Origin of the sequence: Allgaiera indica (genome assembly GCF_900106675.1) — a bacterium.
Lineage (GTDB): Bacteria > Pseudomonadota > Alphaproteobacteria > Rhodobacterales > Rhodobacteraceae > Acidimangrovimonas > Acidimangrovimonas indica.
The window spans coordinates 176,405-193,940 of sequence record NZ_FNOB01000009.1; the positions used below are offsets into that span (position 1 = coordinate 176,405).

The following is a 17,536-nucleotide window of genomic DNA, read 5'->3' on the forward strand; positions in this document are numbered from 1 at the left end:
GCCCGGTGGGGGCCGCCGTGCGTCATCTGGCGTCTTGAAGCAGGTGGCGGGCTTGCCTAGGCTTCGGTCAGGCGGTTCTCAACGGGGGTTTCATGCGCTGGATCATTCGCGGGCTTGGGCTCATCGTGCTGGTTGCGCTGCTTGTCGCCGGCGCGCTTTTGCTGATTCCGTCGAAGCGGGTTGCGCAGCTTGCGGAACGCCAGTTCGAGGCCGCGACAGGTCGCGCGATGACCCTTTCGGACCAGGTTCATCCCACGATCTGGCCGCGGCTGGGCGTGCGTACCGGCGCGGTGGTGATCGCCAATGCCGCGTGGTCGAAACAGGGGCCGATGCTGGCGGCGAAAGGGCTGGAGATCGGGCTTGATCCCGCAGCCTTGCTGCAGGGCAAGATCAAGATTTCCAAGGTCGAGGTGCTGTCGCCCCGCATCCTGCTGGAGCGCCGCCGCGACGGCGCCGGCAATTGGCAGTTCACCCCGCCCGGCGGGGCGGCCGCGCCGTCCTCATCGGCCCCCGCGGCTGGGGGCGCGGGCGGCGGCATCGGTGCGTTCAGCCTGGACAATGGCGAGATCAAGGGCGGCACGATCACCTGGATCGACCACGCCACCGGCCAGACCATCGCGCTGTCGAAGATCGACGCGAAACTTGCGATCCCCAGCTTTGCCGGGCCTGCCACCCTGGTCCTGAGCGCCAAGGTGAACGGCAGGCCGGTGACGGTCTCGGGCACGCTGGGGGATTTCGGCGCCTTCATGGCGGGCAAGGTGGTGGCCTCTGACCTGAAGGCCAACGTTGCCGGCTCGGCCCTGGCGTTCAAGGGGGATATCGGCACGGATCCGGTGGCGGCCCAGGGCCATCTGACGGCCGATCTGACCGATCCCCGAGCGCTGGCCGCGATCCTGGGCACGGCGGTGCCGGAACTGCCGCGCGGGCTGGGGCGCAAGCAGATCGCATTGGATGGCGACGTGACGCTGGCGCCCGAAGGATCGATGCATCTGCGATCCGGCAAGCTGACGCTTGACGGCAATCATCTGCAGCTGGCCGCCGACGTGACCTTTCCCAAGGGACGGCCGCTGGTGAGGGCGCAGGTCGAGGCCGGCGCGCTGGATCTGTCGGGGCTGACGGCTGGCGGTGCCGCGCCCGCGCCCGCACGCGCGCAAGAAAAGGGCAAGGGCGGCTGGTCGCGCGCGCCCATCGACGCGACCGGGCTGGACGCCGTGGATGCGCAACTGTCGCTGAACGCGGGACGCGTCGATCTGGGGGTGGCCAAGCTGGGCCGGACCCGGATACTTGCCAAGCTTGACCAGGGAAGGGCGGTGGTGGATCTGCGCCAGATGTCGGCCTACGGCGGCGACACGACCGGCCAGTTGGTGATGAACGCGCGCTCTGGCCTTTCCATTGCGGCGGATCTGACCGCGAAGGGGGTCGCCTTGCGGCCGCTGTTGTCGGATCTGGCCGATTACAAACGGCTTGATGCCAACGCGGATCTTTCTCTGCAGTTGCGCGCCTCGGGCAATTCCCAGGCGGCGTTGGCACGAACGCTGGCCGGGTCGGGGCGCTTCAGCTTCGGCAAGGGCGAATTGCAGGGGCTCGATCTGGTGGGAATGCTGCGCACGCTGAACCTCAACTATGTGGGCGAGGGGGCGAAGACGATCTTCGATTCGATCAACGCCAGCTTCACGATCGACAAGGGCGTGCTGTCCAACGACGACCTGACGCTGAAGGCTCCGCTGTTGACAGCGACGGGCAAGGGGACGGTCGATATCGGGGCAAGGACGCTTGACTATACGGTGACCCCGGTGGCGCTGAGCAAGGCTGACGGAACCGGTGGCGTGAAGGTGCCGCTGCAGATCACCGGACCTTGGGCCCGGCCCAATTTCGGGTTGGATGTGAACGCGCTGGCGGGGTCTCGGATCGACGAGGCCAAGCAGCGGTTGCAGGACCGGGCCAGGCAGGAGCTGGGCAAGCAGTTGGGTGTCACCCCGCAGGACGGGCAAAGCCCGCAAGACGCTCTGCGCAAGAAGCTTGAGGATCAGGCCAAGAAAGGCATCCTGAATCTGCTCAAGTAGCGGCGGCCGGGCTAGCGCGCCACGTCCTTGTGGATGATCACGTCGGCCTCGGGGTAGAGATCGATGATCGCGCGTTTCAGCCCGGCGCTGATCTCATGCGCTTCCGCCAGCGTCTGGCCGCCGTCCAGTTCGATGTGGATCTGCACGAAGAAGCGGCTGCCGGCGCTGCGGGTCTTGATATCATGATAGCCGCGCACCCCGGGCCAGTCGGCGGTCAGGGCCTCGATCCGCCGGGTGATGCGGGGATCGACGCCGCGGTCCATCAGCGCATCCCACGCGCCCTTGCCGATATGCAGCGCGCCAAAGACCATCAGCGCAGCCGCCGCGATCGCAACCAGGCTGTCGATTTGGTTGAAGCCCCAGCGCGCCGAGATCGCCAGCGCCAGGAACGCGCCGATATTGGGCAGAAGATCGCCGATGTAATGCAGTTGATCGGCCCGCACGACGCGGTTGCCCGTCACCCGCGCGACGCGGCGCTGCCAGGCCACCAGCGCCAGCGTCGCCGCGATAGAGACCGCCATCACCACCATGCCCGGCCCCTGGGCCTTCAGAAGCATGGGCGAAGGCGCGGTCAGCCGCAGCACCGCCGCCCAGCCGATCGCCAGCCCCGAGACGGTGATGAACAGCGCCTGCGCCAGCGCCGCCAGATCCTCGGCCGAACTGTGGCCGAAGGCGTGATCGTCGTCGGGCGGGCGCGCGGCGTAAAGGATCGCGGCCAGGCCACCCAGCGATACCATCAGATCCAGCGCACTGTCGGCGACCGAGGCCGCGACCGAAAGCGACCCGGTGGCGACGAAGGCCCAGAACTTGAGCGCGACCAGAACCGCGGCGACGGTGACCGAGGCAATCCCCGCCGAGACGTTCAGGTGGGTCGCGCCTGGCGCGGTCATGGGGCGGTCCTCCCAAGGGTATCGCCCCCGGGGGATTAACTGAAGACTTCGTCCGGGTCCACGCCCCAGACGGCGGTTTTGCGCACCCAGCCCTCGCTGCCCTCGGCGCCGACGCGGATCCAGTCCTTGCGCGCCTCGAAAAGCCGCGCGATGACGCCTTCTTGCGATTTGGCGTCCAGCCGGGCGTCGGTTTCCGGCGCATCGCGCCAATTGGTCATCGGCTGGGTGAAGACAACGGTGCGCACGCCCGAGATCAGCGTGTAGAAGATCCATCCCCCCAGCCCGTCCTGGTCCTCGACCCGGCGCCAATGGCCGTATTCGGCGGTCACGCGTAGCGGCATGCCGACCCGGGTGAAGACCCAATCGATGCGGTTGGAAAATCCCGGCCCGCGACGCACGTTGCCCTTGTGCCCCTTCAGCGAGACATAGCGCGGCAGCGGCAGCCCGGTCACCGGCCCGCGCGATGTCGGCACGTCATTGGCCCAGCCTGGCGCGGCAAACACCATTGCGCCGGCGGCGCCCGCCGCCAACCGCGTGAAATCTCGCCGTTTCATGTTCCGCCTGTCCTGCCGTCTGATGCTGCCCGTATCGCCCGGCGGTGTCTTGTTGCGCCCGCTTTCCCCGGTCATTTCGTCGCCGCGGAATAACCTGTCTGTCAGGGCGCTTGTGCCTTGCCGTGCTATCGGTCACTTTGCCATCAGAAGGCCCGGATGAGAAGTGCAGGAGGGGATCACATGCCCGTGGAGCGCCTGAGTGTTGTCGTGACGCGACGGTTGCCGGATGCCGTCGAAACCCGGATGAAGGAGCTGTTCGACGTCACCCTGCGCGACCCTGACACCAAGATGACCCGCGAGGAATTGGCCGACGCGATGCGCCGCGCCGACGTGATCGTGCCCTGCGTCACAGACCAGATCGATGCGGCGCTCTTGGCGCAGGCCGGTGACAAGCTGAAGCTGATCGCCAATTACGGCGCCGGCATCGACCATATCGACGTGGCCACCGCCCGCCAGCGCGGCATTCTGGTGTCGAACACGCCGGGCGTGGTGACCGAGGACACCGCCGACATGACCATCGCGCTGATGCTGGCGGTCACCCGCCGCATTCCCGAAGGCCTGGCGCTGATGCAATCGGGCAAGTGGGAAGGCTGGGCCCCCACCGCGATGATGGGCGGCCGGATCGGCGGGCGGCGCCTGGGTATCCTGGGCATGGGCCGCATCGGTCAGGCGGTGGCCCGCCGCGCGCGGGTCTTCGGGATGCAGGTGCATTACCACAACCGCCGCCGCCTGCGCCCCGAGATCGAGGATGATCTGGAGGCCACCTATTGGGAAAGCCTCGACCAGATGGTCAGTCGCATGGATGTGCTGTCGATCAACTGCCCGCACACGCCCTCGACCTTCCACCTGATCAACGCGCGGCGGCTGAAGCTGATGAAGCCCTCGGCGGTGATCGTGAACACCTCGCGCGGCGAGGTGATCGACGAGAACGCTCTGACCCGCGGTCTGCGCGCCGGTGACATCGCGGGCGCCGGCCTCGACGTCTTCGAGCACGGCCACGAGATCAACCCGCGTTTGCGTGAACTTCCCAACGTGGTGCTGCTGCCGCATATGGGATCGGCCACCGTCGAGGGGCGGATCGAGATGGGCGAGAAGGTGATCATCAACATCAAGACCTTCGCCGACGGCCACCGCCCGCCCGATCAGGTGGTGCCAGGAATGGTGTGATGCCAGAAATCGCCAAGAAGCGTCCCGCCTGACCTTCTCTCCGGCCAAAGTATCTCCGGGGGCGGGGGGGGCAAAGCCCCGCGTGTCCCATCCCGCCAAGGCGCCCGCCGCCTTCGGCATCGCCCCAGGCTTGATCTCACGGCTGGCCCCGCCCTCTCGGGCGCCTATATCGTGGTCATGACACAGCTCGGAGGCCACATGATCCCCTTTTCCGTCCTCGATCTCGCGCCGGTGCCCGAAGGCGCGACGCCGGCCGATGCGCTGGCCAACAGCGCCGATCTGGCCCGCCATGCCGAGGGCTGGGGCTACAACCGCTTCTGGCTGGCCGAGCATCACAACATGACCGGCATCGCCTCGGCTGCGACGGCGGTGGTGATCGGCCATGTCGCCGCCGCCACCCGCACGATCCGCGTGGGTTCCGGCGGTGTGATGCTGCCCAACCACGCGCCGCTGATCATCGCCGAACAGTTCGGCACGCTGGCGACGCTGTTTCCCGGGCGGATCGACCTGGGCCTTGGCCGCGCGCCGGGGACCGACCAGCTGACCGCCCGCGCCCTGCGCCGGGGCCTGTCGCAGGCCGACACTTTCCCCGACGACGTGGTCGAGCTTTACGGTTTCCTGCAGCCGGCAGAGGAGGGACAGCCGGTGCGCGCGGTGCCGGGCGCGGGCACCAAAGTGCCGCTGTGGATGCTGGGGTCGAGCCTTTATGGCGCGCAACTGGCTGCGCATCTGGGCCTGCCCTATGCCTTCGCTTCGCATTTCGCCCCCGACGCGCTGGAAGAGGCGCTGCATCTCTATCGTACGCATTTCCGCCCCGGGCTGGGCGGGATTGAAAAGCCCTATTTCATGCTTGCCGTGAACGTCTTTGCCGCCGACACGGATGAGGAGGCCGTCCATCTGCGCACCTCGCAGCAGCAGGCCTTCATCAACCTGCGCTCGGGCCGCCCCGGGCCCTTGCCCCGCCCGGTGGCGCGGATCGAGGACGTGGCCGATCCGCGCTGGATCGCCCGGGTGAATGAGACGCAGCGCGTCTCGGCGGTGGGCAGCGTCGCGACGGTCACGGACCAGCTGGCCGCCCTGATAGACCGCTACCGGCCCGACGAGGTGATCCTGACCGGCCAGATCCACGACCACGCGGCGCGGCTGCATTCCTTCGATCTGGCGGCGCAGGCCATGCGGGTGGTGGCCGGGCAGAGGACCCGACCGACCGCCTGAGCCGCGCCGGATGTCGTTTTCCGCCGTCAAATGTCGGGTGTCTCTTGCCGCGCGATGCGGGGTTCGGCCCATATGTGGCCAAACCATATCGGCGAGGGAGTCGGCGGATGAAGACCCATGTGAAAGCCCTGATCATCGGCGGTGGCGCCGTCGGCGCCTCGGTCGCCTATCATCTGGCGAAGGCGGGCTGGGACACGATGCTGGTCGAGCGCGACGAGCTGACCTCTGGCTCCACCTGGCATGCGGCGGGGCTGCTTCCGCTGTTCAACATGAACTTCGCCACCACCCATATCCACAAGTATTCGGTCGATTTCTACAAGGGGCTAGAGGCCGAGACCGGCCTCAACGCGGGCTTCGCGGTCGTAGGCAACCTGCGCATGGCGCAGACCGCGGCGCGGATGGACGAATACATGCTTTATTCCTCGATCGCCGAGACCGCGGGGGTGCATCACGAATTCCTGTCACCCAAGGAGATCAGTGACCGCTGGCCGCTGGTGCGCACCGATGACCTGAAGGGCGCGCTGTTCCACCCGCAGGACGGCTACATCAACCCCGCCGACGTGACCCAGGCCATGGCCAAGGGTGCCCGCCAGCACGGGGCGGTGATCGAGCGCAAATGGCAGGCCGATGCCTATGAATGGACCGGCAACGAATGGCGCGTCACGCTGACCAGGATGGTCGAGCGCGGCGGCAACCTCGTGCCGTCGGACGAGCAGATCGTGGTGACGGCGGAACATGTGGTCACCTGCACCGGCAACCATGCGCAGCGCACCGCGCGGCTTCTGGGCATCAAGATCCCCGCGATCCCGGTCGAGCACCAGTATATCGTCACCGAACCCGACCCGGCGCTGGTGGAATACCGCCGTCAGGGCGGGGCCGAACATCCGGTGCTGCGTGACGCCGACGCCAAGTGGTACGCGCGCGAGGAACGCGGCGGCTGGATCCTGGGCCCCTATGAGCAGGGGGCGCCGGCGCGGTTCCTTTACGACGTGCCGGAAAGCTTCCGCGCCGATCTGTTCCAGCTGGATCTGGAGCGGATCGAAGAGGAATACATGTCGATGATCCACCGCATCCCGACCTCGGAAACGGTGGGGCTGAAGGACGATTTCAACGGCCCGATCTGCTATACGCCCGATGGCAACCCGCTGGTCGGCCCGGCGCCGGGGCTGCGCAACATGTGGCTGGCGGAAGGCTTCAGCTTCGGCATCACCGCGGCCGGCGGCACCGGTTATTACCTGGCTCAGATGATGGTCGAGGGCGAGGCCGAGATCGACATGGCCGCGCTCGACCCCAAGCGCTACGGGCCGTGGACTACGACGGAATACGCCGCGCGCAAGAACGAGGAATGCTATTCCCATGTCTTCATCCTGCACCACCCCGATGAGGAGCGAGAGGCCTGCCGCCCACTGCGCACATCGCCCGCCTATGACCGGCAGGCGGCGCGCGGCGCCCAGTTTGGCCAGGTGAACGGATGGGAGCGGCCGAACTACTTCGGCCCGCTCGACGCGCCCGAAGGGTTCGACCACGATGCCCGCAGCTTCCGCCGTGGTGGCTGGTGGCAATATGCGGAGGCAGAGGCCAAGGCGATCCGTGAAACGGCCGGTCTGATCGACGCCACCGCCTTCACGAAGCATTGGGTTTCGGGGCCCGGGGCAACGGCCTTCCTGGATCAGTTCACCTGCAACAAGCTGCCGAAGGTGGGGCGCATCAACCTGACCTATGCGCTGACCGAGGCGGGCACGACGCGCACCGAATACACCATCGTGCGGCCGGCCGAGAATGAGTATTACCTCGTCTCGGCCGGTGCCTGGTCGGCCTATGACGCGGATTTCCTGCGCAAGTCGGCCGAGGATTTCATGACTGCCGGCGGCGGCTATGTCGCGATTCACGACGTCACGACGCAATGGGGTGTCTTCGCGCTGGCCGGGCCGAAGGCGCGCGACATCCTGCGCGAAATGGTGCGCGACGCCGATCCCGCGACGGTGCTGTCGAACAAGCGCTTCCCCTGGCTTTCAGCCCGCAAGATTGAGCTGGGCATGGTGCCGACGATGGCGATCCGCGTGGCCTATACCGGAGAATTGGGCTGGGAATTGCATCACCCGATGGAGATGCAGAACCACCTGTTCGACCGGCTGATGGCGGCGGGCGAGGGCCATGGGATGAAGTTGGTCGGCGCGCGCGCCCAGAACTGGCTGCGACAGGAAAAAAGCTACCGCGCCTTCGGCAACGAGTTGGGCCGGGATGCCACGCCGCTGGAGGCTGGGCTTGACCGTTTCGTCGATCTTTCGAAAGAGTTCCACGGCAAGGCGGCAATGGTCGAGACCGGGATCCGTTCGAAATGCGTGACCCTGCTGATCGACGGACCTGCGGATGCCGACCCCTGGGGCCGCGAGGCGCTGCTGCACGACGGCCGCAAGGTCGGGCGTCTGACCTCGGGCGGGTATTCGGTGGCCTTCGGCAAGCAGATCGGGATGGGCTATGTCTCGGCCGAACTGGCCGAGGCGGGGCAGGAACTGGAGGTGCGGATGTTCCGCCAGACCTACCGCGCCGTGGTCACCGAGGACAGCCCCTACGACCCGACGAATGCCCGCATCCGAATAGACGGCTGATCGCGTCGCGCCAGTGCACAAGGCTGCCCGCGCTCACGGCCGCCCGAGCAAAAGGCCATCAGTGTGTGCATGGCCGCCTGGGGCGGGGCCGCCAGCGCGCAAGGTCGCCCGGCGGCGGGCCGGCGTCAGGCAGCGTCGCTTCTGCGGCCGTTGTCCTGGTCGGCGCTGACCGACCGTGCGCGCGCTGCGCGCGAGCAGATATCGGTAAGCAGGCAACTCGCGCAGATGTCCGGCCCGTTCGCGGATGGCGCGCAGTTGACCGGCCCGTGCTCAAGGAAGTGGTTGGCGATCTCGATCAGGTCGTCGACGGGCGCGGGGCGGCGCATCACACAGCGCAGTGACCCCAGCATCGAGAACAGCTCTCCTTGCGAAAAGATCAGACTGTCGGACAGCAGGATCGTCACGAGTGCCGGATTGTGGAACTGCGCTGCCATCGCCACCGACAATCCGCTTTCGCCGCCGATCTGGTCCCCTTCCGGAAACAGTGCGGTGACCAGCAGATCCGGCGGGTCGACCCGCACCAGGTTCATGGCCCGATCTACCCTTTGCATATGCTGAACATCGTGGCCCAGAGACTTGAAACGATCGTGGACCGCCAGAACTTCTTCGTCCTCTCTTTCAAGAATTAGGATCTTCAACGCAAACCTCCGACCGTACTTATCAACCGCCTCGCCCGACAATAAAGCGTAAATCGCTTAACGTGGGCTTAATGTAACTTTGGGGAATCGTCCTTTGTGCGAAGGTGCTTAACAAGTGCCGCCCCCCGCCCTATAAGGCCGGAGAACCGCAAGGAGGCGCAGGATGCGCAAGGCAGAGATCACGCGGACGACCGCCGAGACGGAAATCGCCGTCAGCCTCGACCTGGATGGGGCCGGCAGCTACGAGATGGCCACTGGCATTGGCTTTTTCGACCATATGCTCGACCAGCTGGCGCGGCATTCGCTGATCGACATGAAGGTGGCGGCGCGGGGCGATCTGCATATCGACGATCACCACACGGTCGAGGATGTCGGCATAGTGATCGGCCAGGCGCTGGCGAAGGCGCTGGGGACCAAGCGCGGCATCCGCCGTTACGGCGCCTGTCTGTTGCCGATGGACGATGCCCTGGTGCGCGCCGCGCTCGATCTGTCGGGGCGCCCCTATCTGGTGTGGAAGGTTGCGATGCCAGCGGCCAAGATCGGCAGTTTCGACGCCGAGCTGGTGCGCGAATTCTTCCAGGCGCTGGCCACCCACGGCGGGATCACCCTGCACGTCGAGGTGCTTTCGGGGATCAACAGTCACCACATCGCCGAGGCTGCCTTCAAGGCGGTCGCGCGCGCGTTGCGCGAGGCGGTCGAACCCGATCCGCGCAAGGGCGACGCGGTGCCCTCGACCAAGGGCGCGCTCTGACCGCGCGGCCGGGGCCGAGTATTTTACCAAGGTGAAAGCCTGAGAAGCAGGAGAGCGGGATGCGCACGGCGATCGTCGATTATTCATCGGGGAACCTGCATTCGGCGCAGAAGGCGTTCGAACGGGTCGCGGCCGAGACCGGCGCGGGCGAGGTCGTGGTGACGTCGGACCCCGAGGTGGTGCGCGCCGCCGATCGCGTGGTACTGCCGGGCGACGGCGCCTTTCCGGCTTGCCGCCAGGCGCTCTTTGACCAGAGCGGGTTGTTCGAGGCGATCGAGGAAGCCGTGATCGGCGCCGGGCGACCGTTCCTGGGGATCTGCATCGGCATGCAGATGATGGCGACGCGGGGGCTGGAATACCGGCCGACGCCGGGGTTCGACTGGATCGGCGGCGAGGTGGCGCGGATCGAACCCGCCGACGCGGTGCTGAAGGTGCCCCATATGGGGTGGAACGATCTGGTGATCGACCACCCGCATCCGGTGCTGGCGGGCATCGCGACCGGCGATCACGCCTATTTCGTGCATTCCTATCATTTCCGCGTGGCCGATACGGCACAGCGTCTGGCGCATTGCAACTACGGCGCCGAGATCACCGCGATCGTGGGCCGGGGCAACATGGTCGGGACCCAGTTTCACCCGGAAAAGAGCCAGACCACGGGGTTGCGCCTGATCGCCAATTTCCTGGACTGGCGGCCCTAGGCCGGGCGGGCGGCCATTCCGCATCTTCCGGCCCGCGCCGGAATGGCTTAGAGCGGCGTGATGCGACGGTTCCTGCAGGAAAATTCGGAATTCATCCGAGACAACGCCCGCTGGCTGGCCGCGGGCTTCCTGCTGATGCTGTTCTCGTCCTTCGGGCAGACCTTCTTCATCGGGGTCTCGGGCAACGATCTGCGCGCGACCTACCATCTTTCAGGCGGCGGGTTCGGGGCGCTCTACATGACCGCGACGCTGTCCAGTGCGGCGACCCTGCCGTTCCTGGGACGCGCGCTGGATCTGATGCCAGGCTGGAAGGTCGCGCGCTTCGCCATCCCCATCTTGTCGCTGGCCTGCGTGCTCATCACGCTGGCGCCGAATGTGGTGGCGCTTGGGGTCACCCTTTATCTGTTGCGACTGTTCGGCCAGGGAATGATGACCGAGATCGCCCTGACCGAGACCGGCCGCTGGTTCACCGCCAACCGGGGGCGGGCGATGTCGATCATCACGCCCGGGGTGTCGGCGGGCACGGGCGTGCTGCCGGTGCTGGTGGTGCTGATCGACGCCGCAAGCGGCAACTGGCACGTGGCCTGGCTAGCCGCGGCGGCGGTGCTGATGCTGGTGGCCTTGCCGCTGATCCTGTGGCTGATGCGGGTCGAGCGGGTGCCGCGCTTGCTGGACACCGGCAAGCCGGCGCCTGCGACCGCGAGAGACTGGACCCGGGCCGAGGTGCTGCGCGATCCGGTATTCTACCTGCTGCTGGCCGGACTTGTCGCGCCGCCCTTCATCGGTACGACGGTGTTCTTCTTCCAAGGCTATCTGACCGCGCTGCGCGGCTATTCGGAACTGGCTTTCGCCGCCGCCTTTCCGGTGATGTCGGTCACCACGGTGGCGTTCGGCTTTCTTTGCGGCGGGCTGGTCGATCGCTTCGGCGCGCTGCGCCTGCTGCCCTTTGTCTTGATCCCGATGACGCTGGCGACGCTGGCGGCGGCGCTGATCGCCCAGGTCTGGGGTGTTTATGTCTTCATGCTGCTTCTGGGGGTGTCGAACGGTTTCACCTCGACATTGCTGGGCGCGCTCTGGCCCGAGGTCTACGGGGTGAAGAACCTCGGCGGGATCCGCGCGATCGTGGTCGCCGCGATGGTTCTGGCCACGGCCCTGGGCCCGGGGTTGAGCGGACAATTGATCGACCTTGGCATCGGCCTGCCTGCGCAGCTGTTGTGGATGGCGGGGTGGTGTGTGCTGGCCTCGGCCGCGCTGGCCGTCGCCGCGCGCGCGGTGCGCAGGCGCGCGGCGCGGTCCTAGGGCGCGCGAGGCTACCTCACCCGGGTCCAGTCCTGCGCTTTGCAGAACAGGCCACCCAAGATGCACCCGGACAGCGCCATCTGGTCGCCCTTCAGACTGATTTTGCCCACATAGATCTTGTCGTTTGACGGCCGCCAGACCTTGCCGTGGTAGCGGCCGCCGCCCTCGGGCACCATATCGATCACGATCTCCTTGCCGATATTGGGCGATTTGTATTCACCCGACGCCCTAAAGGTCCGCGCGATCACGCCGCAGAAGTTCGCGCCGCAAGGCCCTATCTTCACGTAGGCGTAGGAGCCGTCGTCGGGCTGCGTCTTCCACATTCCCGCTATCGGGTCGGCGGCGAAGGCAGGTAGGGACATCAGCCCCAGCAACATGGCGGAAAGCGCAAGGTTTCGCATGGGTCTCCTCCCCTTGATCCATGTGTATCTTCCGCAAACCGGGGGCGTCAGGCAAGCTTGACGTTGCGCGCGCGGGGCTTTGCTTTCGCCGCCGGCTGTGGCAACAGACGCGCGGCAAGACAGGAGCCGGCGATGATCCTCTACCCCGCGATCGACCTCAAGGACGGGCAATGCGTGCGCCTTCTGCGTGGCGAGATGGCGCAGGCCACCGTCTTCTCCGACGATCCGGCGGCCCAGGCGCGCAGCTTTGCGGCGGCAGGCTGCGAATGGCTGCATCTGGTCGACCTGAACGGCGCTTTCGCGGGCCAGCCGGTGAATGCCGCCGCGGTCGAGGCGATCCTGGCCGCGACCGATGTGCCGGCGCAGCTGGGGGGTGGCATCCGCGACATGGCGACCATCGAGACGTGGCTGTCGAAGGGCCTGGCGCGGGTGATCCTGGGCACCGTCGCGGTCGAAGACCCGGCCCTGGTGCGCGCGGCGGCGAAGGCCTTTCCCGGGCAGGTCGCGGTGGGGATCGACGCGCGCAAGGGCCGCGTCGCGACCAAAGGCTGGGCCGAGGAAACCGATGTGCAGGCCACCGATCTGGCCCGCAGTTTCGAAGATGCCGGCGTCGCCGCGATCATCTACACGGACATCGACCGCGACGGCGCCATGGGCGGCCCCAATGTCGAGGCCACCGCCGCGCTCGCCCGCGCCGTCTCGATCCCGGTGATCGCAAGCGGCGGCGTGTCATCGCTTGCCGATCTGACAGCGCTGCGCGATACCGGCGTCATCGCCGGCGCGATCTCGGGCCGGGCTCTCTACGACGGCGCGCTCGACCTGCAAGAGGCACTCGCCACTCTGAAAGCCTGACCCCCTTCATCTTGGCGAAAATACTCCCGGGGGTCCACATTGTCCGCGCCATTGGTCCGGGCGACAATGGCGGCGGGCTGGCCCCCGCTTCTGACGCTGGCAAACGCCCGGGCCCCGCGCTAAGAGGGGCGCCAAGAGGAACGCATATGCTGAAGACCCGCATCATCCCCTGTCTCGACGTGGCCGACGGCCGCGTGGTCAAGGGCGTCAACTTCGTCGACCTGCGCGATGCGGGCGACCCGGTCGAGGCCGCGCGCGCCTATGACGCCGCCGGCGCCGATGAACTTTGCTTTCTCGACATCCATGCCACGCACGAAAACCGCGGCACGATGTTCGACCTGGTCACCCGCACGGCCGAGCAATGCTTCATGCCGCTGACCGTGGGCGGCGGCGTGCGCACCCCCGAGGACGTGCGCGCGCTGCTGCTGGCCGGCGCCGACAAGGTCAGCTTCAACTCGGCGGCGGTCGCGAACCCCGACGTGGTGGCCGAGGCCGCCGACCGCTTCGGCAGCCAATGCATCGTCGTGGCGATCGACGCCAAGACCGTCGCCCCCGGTCGGTGGGAGATCTTCACCCATGGCGGGCGCAAATCCACCGGCATCGACGCGGTCGAATTCGCCCGCACCGTGGCTAAAAAGGGCGCGGGCGAGATCCTGCTTACCTCGATGGACCGCGACGGCACCCGCGCGGGCTTCAACCTGCCGCTGACCCGCGCCATCGTCGATGCGGTGCCGGTGCCGGTGATCGCCTCGGGCGGCGTCGGCACGCTCGACCACCTGGTCGAGGGCGTGACGATCGGCGGGGCAAGCGCGGTGCTTGCGGCATCGATCTTCCATTTCGGCGATCACACGATCGGCGAGGCCAAGGCCCATATGGCCGCCGCCGGCATTCCGATGAGGCTGACATGAGCGACGCCCTGACCCGCCTGGCGGCGACCATCGCCGCCCGCAAGGGCGCCGACCCCGACACGTCATGGACAGCAAAACTGCTGTCCAAGGGCCCCGAGAAGGCGGCCGAGAAATTCGGCGAAGAGGCCATCGAGGCGATCATCGAGGCGGTCAGGGGCGATCACGACCGCCTCGTGTCCGAGGCTGCGGATGTGCTTTACCACCTGCTGGTCATGCTGGCCGCGCGCGAGGTAACGCTGGAAGAGGTGCTTGCCGAACTGACGCGGCGCGAAGGCACCTCTGGCGTCGCTGAGAAGGCTGGGCGCGGCTGACCGCCTCTCCCCCCCGCCGGGCCTCTCCCCGAAGCGGCGCGCAAAGGCCCGGGCTTTCATTGTTCCACAAATACGCAAGGGCCGCTTTCCGGGCGCGGCCGCCATCGCGACGCGGCCTCTACAGCTTCGACGAGATAATCCCGGTGTTGAACCCGCCCATGCGGAGTTCCCCGAACAGGCGCTGATATTCGATCTTCGGGCAGCGGTTCTCGATCACCGTCACGCCGCGCGCCTCGGCCATCGCGCGGGCTTCGGCGTTCTGCACCCCGATCTGCATCCAGACCGTCTTTAGCCCCGGAAAGGCCGCAAGCGCGGCTTCGACGATTGGCGGCACGGCCTCGGATCGGCGGAAGATGTCGACCATGTCGACCGGTTCGTCGATTTCCGACAGATCGCCGCGCACGATTTCCCCGAACAGTTCCGTGCCCGCGTGGCCGGGGTTGACCGGCAGCACCCGGAAGCCTTTCAGCGACAGATAGCGCGCGACGTAATAGCTGGGCCGCACCGGGTTGGGTGAAACGCCCACCACCGCGATCACACGGGTTTGCGTCAGAATGCGCTTCAGAAGGGCATCGGAATATTCGGTCATGATCCTGCAGCCTTACCACAAAAAAGCGCCCGGACCAGGGCCCGGGCGCAAGTGCGGAACGAGGGACAGTGAAATGAAACGCAAGTGTTCCGTACCAGCGCTTCCGTAATGAGACATAGGTACCCGCGAAGGAATAGGAAGACCCTGTCTCAATTCTGTGAAAGTCTCGTTAATCCCATGCTCATGTATTGAGGATCGAAGGCCAGTGTTCGTCGGCCTCGGCGACATAGCCGGGCACGTCGCTGTCCCAGATCTTGTGATCGGCCGGAGAACTGAGCAGATAGAGCCTGCCATCGTCGATTTCCCAGATGCCGGGATCTCCGTCGACGACCTTGCCCTCGGCCATGGACATTGCGCAATAGCCACCGTAGCGCGGCGCGAACCGGCGCGGCATGCGGGTGAAATGATCCATCGATTCCTCGGTGCTGAACAACCACATGGCGCCGCGCCACATCAGTGCGTTCTCGTTGCGTCCCTGCACCGGCCGGCCCTGGGTGAAATAGGCGACCGGATCGTGCCCGCCGATCGCCAACCCGCCCAACAGGCAAACCGCCGAGGCGGACTGGGCCGAGGCGGTCCCCGGCAAGAACCATGGCAAAGGTGCCAAGGCGCTGAGCGCCAAGAAGCTGCGGCGGGTCGGATCCATCGGAGGTGTCAGGTCTAGAAGCAAGGGATGTTTCGAACTCAAGTGTGTATGGACAAGCGACAGGCTGAAGAACCGCAAACCCGCCGAGAGGCCCGGCTGCCAGACATCCAACCGCCGGTACGATCCCAAAATGCGCTTTCGCGCGCCCGCAAGCTACCCACCTAACCAAAGAGTGACCGAGTGTCAGGGCGCGTGGGCTGGGTTCGGGGCGCGGGGCCGGTCGCCAGGCGTTATCCAGCCAAGGCGCAGAGGAAACGCCGCTTTTCGGGCCGGCGCGGCGACCGCCGGCGGTCACGTCCGCGCGAAGCCTCGCGACCGCGGCACCCAGAGACGTGAGTGGTGCCATGCGCGGCCGCGCAGCGAGGCGCGGCAACCCGATTCGCGGAAATGCCGGCGGGCGGAGGGACCGGGGGAAGGCTCAGGCTTCGGCGTGCCTTGTGACCTCATAAAGCGCGACCGCGGCGGCGTTCGAGACGTTGAGAGAGCCGAAAGCGCCCCGAGACGGGATCTTCACCAGCGCGTCGCAGGTGGCGCGGGTCTTCTCTCGCAGGCCGGGGCCTTCGGCGCCAAGAACCAGCGCCACCGCCCGCCCTGGTCCCGCGGCCTCCAGCGTCGGGGCCAGCTCGGCCTCGGCCTCGCCGGCCAGTCCCAGCACCAGATAGCCCATCGCCTGCAGCGCGGAGAGCGCCTCTGCCAGGTTGGTGATGCGCAGATAGGGCTGGCGTTCGAGCGCGCCGCTGGCGGTCTTGGCCAGGGCGCCGGTCTCGGGCGCGGAATGGCGGGCGGGGGCGATCACCGCGCGCGCGCCGAAGACTTCGGCCGAGCGCAGGATGGCGCCGACATTATGCGGATCGCTCACCCGGTCGAGGCAGACCACCAGCGGCGCGCCGGCGCCCTGCGCGCAGACCTCTTGCAACGGGCCCCAATCCAGCGGGCGAACTTCGAGCGCCGCGCCCTGATGCACGGATCCCGGGTCCAGCGGCACGTCGAAGCGGCGCGGGTCAGCGATTTCAGCTTCCATCCCGCTTGCGGCGATGGCGTCGGCCAGGCGGTCGTGGGCATTGCGGGTGACCACGAGGCGCAGCTTTTCCCGCGCGGGATTGCGCAGCGCGTCGCGCACCGCATGCAGGCCGAACAGCCACACGGTCTCGGCGGCGGCGGCGCGCTTGGCGCGTTCCTTCTCGATCACCCAGGTGGGTTTCTTCGCCGGTTTTCCGCCCGCTTTGGCCATGCCGCATTTCCCTTTCGTGCAGGTTCGGCACCATGCGCGAGAGCCAGCCCCGCCGCAAGCGGAAAGCAGGCGGCGCAGGGGCCTGCGGGGGGATGCGGGGAGGACGCGGCGGCGGGGAATTTCCTGTTGACGCCCTCGGGGCGGGGCGCTATCCAGCCCACGCGTCGGGCGACGTGCTGCAAGGTGCGGCAGCGGACTGTAACTCCGCCGGGGAGACCCATGCCTGGTTCGATTCCAGGGTCGCCCACCACTTTCCCCCCATTCCAATGATTTACGCTGCATTTCCCGCTGGTGGGCCACAATGGTGGGACACATCATGCGCCTCGCAGCCTATCTCAGCACCTCCCGGCATGGCATCTTCTACTTCCGCTATCCCCTCCCTGCGGACGGCCATCCCTCCCGAAAGCGCGCCCACATCAAGGTGTCTCTGGGAACGCGGGAGCCTAAAGACGCGCAGCAACTTGCCCGCCTCCTTGCTTTGGCGGGGCAGTTTATCCTCGACCAACCAGATATTCGCGCCCTACGACGCGATACGATGCGCGGCCATATGCGCAAGCACTTCGGCGAACTGCTGCGCGAGTTCCAGGTGCGGAGCCCCACAGGTGGTCAGATCAGCGGCTGAGCTACTCCCCGTCTCTTGGACAGGATCTGGCGTAAATTAAGCTACTCGTTGCACCTGCTGATCGGGTTGATTGATATCATTTCTCTGCCAAT

Annotated in this window: 18 protein-coding genes and 1 tRNA gene; 12 read left to right on the top strand and 7 right to left on the bottom strand. The window is 66.9% G+C overall.

The window, feature by feature from the left end; translation table 11 throughout:
- Nucleotides 1-92 precede the first annotated feature (92 nt).
- Entirely contained in the window at nucleotides 93-2,063 is a 1,971-nt protein-coding gene (locus BLV97_RS10490) for an AsmA family protein (protein WP_035845506.1), read from the top strand.
- A gap of 11 nt (nucleotides 2,064-2,074) precedes the next feature.
- On the opposite strand, the gene BLV97_RS10495 is transcribed toward BLV97_RS10490, so the two are convergent.
- Entirely contained in the window at nucleotides 2,075-2,953 is an 879-nt protein-coding gene (locus BLV97_RS10495; RefSeq protein ID WP_035845509.1) for a cation diffusion facilitator family transporter, read from the bottom strand.
- Between the two features lie 35 nt (nucleotides 2,954-2,988).
- Nucleotides 2,989-3,459 (bottom strand): SH3 domain-containing protein, encoded by a 471-nt coding sequence (locus BLV97_RS10500; RefSeq protein ID WP_373296456.1) that lies wholly within the window; start codon nucleotides 3,457-3,459, stop codon nucleotides 2,989-2,991.
- Between the two features lie 228 nt (nucleotides 3,460-3,687).
- On the opposite strand from BLV97_RS10500, the gene BLV97_RS10505 reads away from it, so the two are divergent.
- The 3 genes from BLV97_RS10505 (at nucleotide 3,688) to BLV97_RS10515 (ending at nucleotide 8,498) form a co-directional block, all read left to right on the top strand.
- A complete protein-coding gene (locus BLV97_RS10505; protein ID WP_035845511.1) occupies nucleotides 3,688-4,674 on the top strand; it encodes a 2-hydroxyacid dehydrogenase in 987 nt (328 codons plus the stop codon).
- Nucleotides 4,675-4,872: 198 nt separating this feature from the next.
- Nucleotides 4,873-5,889 (top strand): LLM class flavin-dependent oxidoreductase, encoded by a 1,017-nt coding sequence (locus tag BLV97_RS10510; protein WP_035845513.1) that lies wholly within the window; start codon nucleotides 4,873-4,875, stop codon nucleotides 5,887-5,889.
- 107 nt (nucleotides 5,890-5,996) lie between these two features.
- Nucleotides 5,997-8,498, top strand: a complete 2,502-nt coding sequence (locus BLV97_RS10515; RefSeq protein WP_035845517.1) for a GcvT family protein — start codon at nucleotides 5,997-5,999, stop codon at nucleotides 8,496-8,498.
- 125 nt (nucleotides 8,499-8,623) lie between these two features.
- On the opposite strand, the gene BLV97_RS10520 is transcribed toward BLV97_RS10515, so the two are convergent.
- Nucleotides 8,624-9,028: a hypothetical protein gene (locus BLV97_RS10520; protein ID WP_035845519.1), complete on the bottom strand. Its 405-nt coding sequence runs from the start codon at nucleotides 9,026-9,028 to the stop codon at nucleotides 8,624-8,626.
- Nucleotides 9,029-9,299: 271 nt separating this feature from the next.
- Between BLV97_RS10520 and hisB the strand changes: the two genes are divergently transcribed.
- The 3 genes from hisB to BLV97_RS10535 are packed head-to-tail and all read left to right on the top strand — an operon-like array spanning nucleotide 9,300 to nucleotide 11,884.
- Nucleotides 9,300-9,887, top strand: a complete 588-nt coding sequence (gene hisB, locus BLV97_RS10525; RefSeq protein WP_035845522.1) for an imidazoleglycerol-phosphate dehydratase HisB — start codon at nucleotides 9,300-9,302, stop codon at nucleotides 9,885-9,887.
- A 59-nt stretch (nucleotides 9,888-9,946) separates the two neighbouring features.
- Nucleotides 9,947-10,585, top strand: coding sequence for an imidazole glycerol phosphate synthase subunit HisH (gene hisH, locus BLV97_RS10530; protein ID WP_035845525.1), 639 nt, complete (start codon nucleotides 9,947-9,949; stop codon nucleotides 10,583-10,585).
- Between the two features lie 60 nt (nucleotides 10,586-10,645).
- Entirely contained in the window at nucleotides 10,646-11,884 is a 1,239-nt protein-coding gene (locus tag BLV97_RS10535) for an MFS transporter (protein WP_035845528.1), read from the top strand.
- An 11-nt stretch (nucleotides 11,885-11,895) separates the two neighbouring features.
- Here BLV97_RS10535 and BLV97_RS10540 read toward each other — a convergent pair whose 3' ends face one another.
- Entirely contained in the window at nucleotides 11,896-12,285 is a 390-nt protein-coding gene (locus tag BLV97_RS10540) for a DUF2147 domain-containing protein (RefSeq protein ID WP_035845530.1), read from the bottom strand.
- Between the two features lie 132 nt (nucleotides 12,286-12,417).
- Between BLV97_RS10540 and hisA the strand changes: the two genes are divergently transcribed.
- From hisA to BLV97_RS10555, 3 genes are all read left to right on the top strand, one after another.
- Nucleotides 12,418-13,137, top strand: a complete 720-nt coding sequence (hisA, locus tag BLV97_RS10545) for a 1-(5-phosphoribosyl)-5-[(5-phosphoribosylamino)methylideneamino]imidazole-4-carboxamide isomerase (protein ID WP_035845533.1) — start codon at nucleotides 12,418-12,420, stop codon at nucleotides 13,135-13,137.
- A gap of 146 nt (nucleotides 13,138-13,283) precedes the next feature.
- The gene (hisF, locus tag BLV97_RS10550; RefSeq protein WP_035845536.1) at nucleotides 13,284-14,045 is read left to right on the top strand and encodes an imidazole glycerol phosphate synthase subunit HisF; all 762 of its coding nucleotides are present in this window, start codon (nucleotides 13,284-13,286) and stop codon (nucleotides 14,043-14,045) included.
- Complete coding sequence (locus BLV97_RS10555) at nucleotides 14,042-14,356, top strand: phosphoribosyl-ATP diphosphatase (protein WP_035845539.1); 315 nt, start codon at nucleotides 14,042-14,044, stop codon at nucleotides 14,354-14,356. Before hisF ends, BLV97_RS10555 begins: the two co-directional genes overlap by 4 nt.
- A 118-nt stretch (nucleotides 14,357-14,474) precedes the next feature.
- Here BLV97_RS10555 and BLV97_RS10560 read toward each other — a convergent pair whose 3' ends face one another.
- From BLV97_RS10560 to rlmB, 3 genes are all read right to left on the bottom strand, one after another.
- Nucleotides 14,475-14,945 carry a CoA-binding protein gene (locus tag BLV97_RS10560; protein ID WP_035845541.1) on the bottom strand — a complete coding sequence of 157 codons (471 nt, stop codon included), beginning with the start codon at nucleotides 14,943-14,945 and terminating at the stop codon, nucleotides 14,475-14,477.
- Nucleotides 14,946-15,126: 181 nt separating this feature from the next.
- A complete protein-coding gene (locus BLV97_RS10565; RefSeq protein ID WP_035845544.1) occupies nucleotides 15,127-15,591 on the bottom strand; it encodes a YHS domain-containing (seleno)protein in 465 nt (154 codons plus the stop codon).
- A gap of 418 nt (nucleotides 15,592-16,009) precedes the next feature.
- The gene (rlmB, locus tag BLV97_RS10570; RefSeq protein ID WP_035845548.1) at nucleotides 16,010-16,822 is read right to left on the bottom strand and encodes a 23S rRNA (guanosine(2251)-2'-O)-methyltransferase RlmB; all 813 of its coding nucleotides are present in this window, start codon (nucleotides 16,820-16,822) and stop codon (nucleotides 16,010-16,012) included.
- A gap of 166 nt (nucleotides 16,823-16,988) precedes the next feature.
- Between rlmB and BLV97_RS10575 the strand changes: the two genes are divergently transcribed.
- Together BLV97_RS10575 and BLV97_RS10580 are read left to right on the top strand one after the other, a co-directional pair.
- Nucleotides 16,989-17,072, top strand: a tRNA-Tyr gene (locus BLV97_RS10575).
- 51 nt (nucleotides 17,073-17,123) lie between these two features.
- A complete protein-coding gene (locus BLV97_RS10580) occupies nucleotides 17,124-17,444 on the top strand; it encodes a DUF6538 domain-containing protein (RefSeq protein WP_035845551.1) in 321 nt (106 codons plus the stop codon).
- Nucleotides 17,445-17,536: the final 92 nt, after the last annotated feature.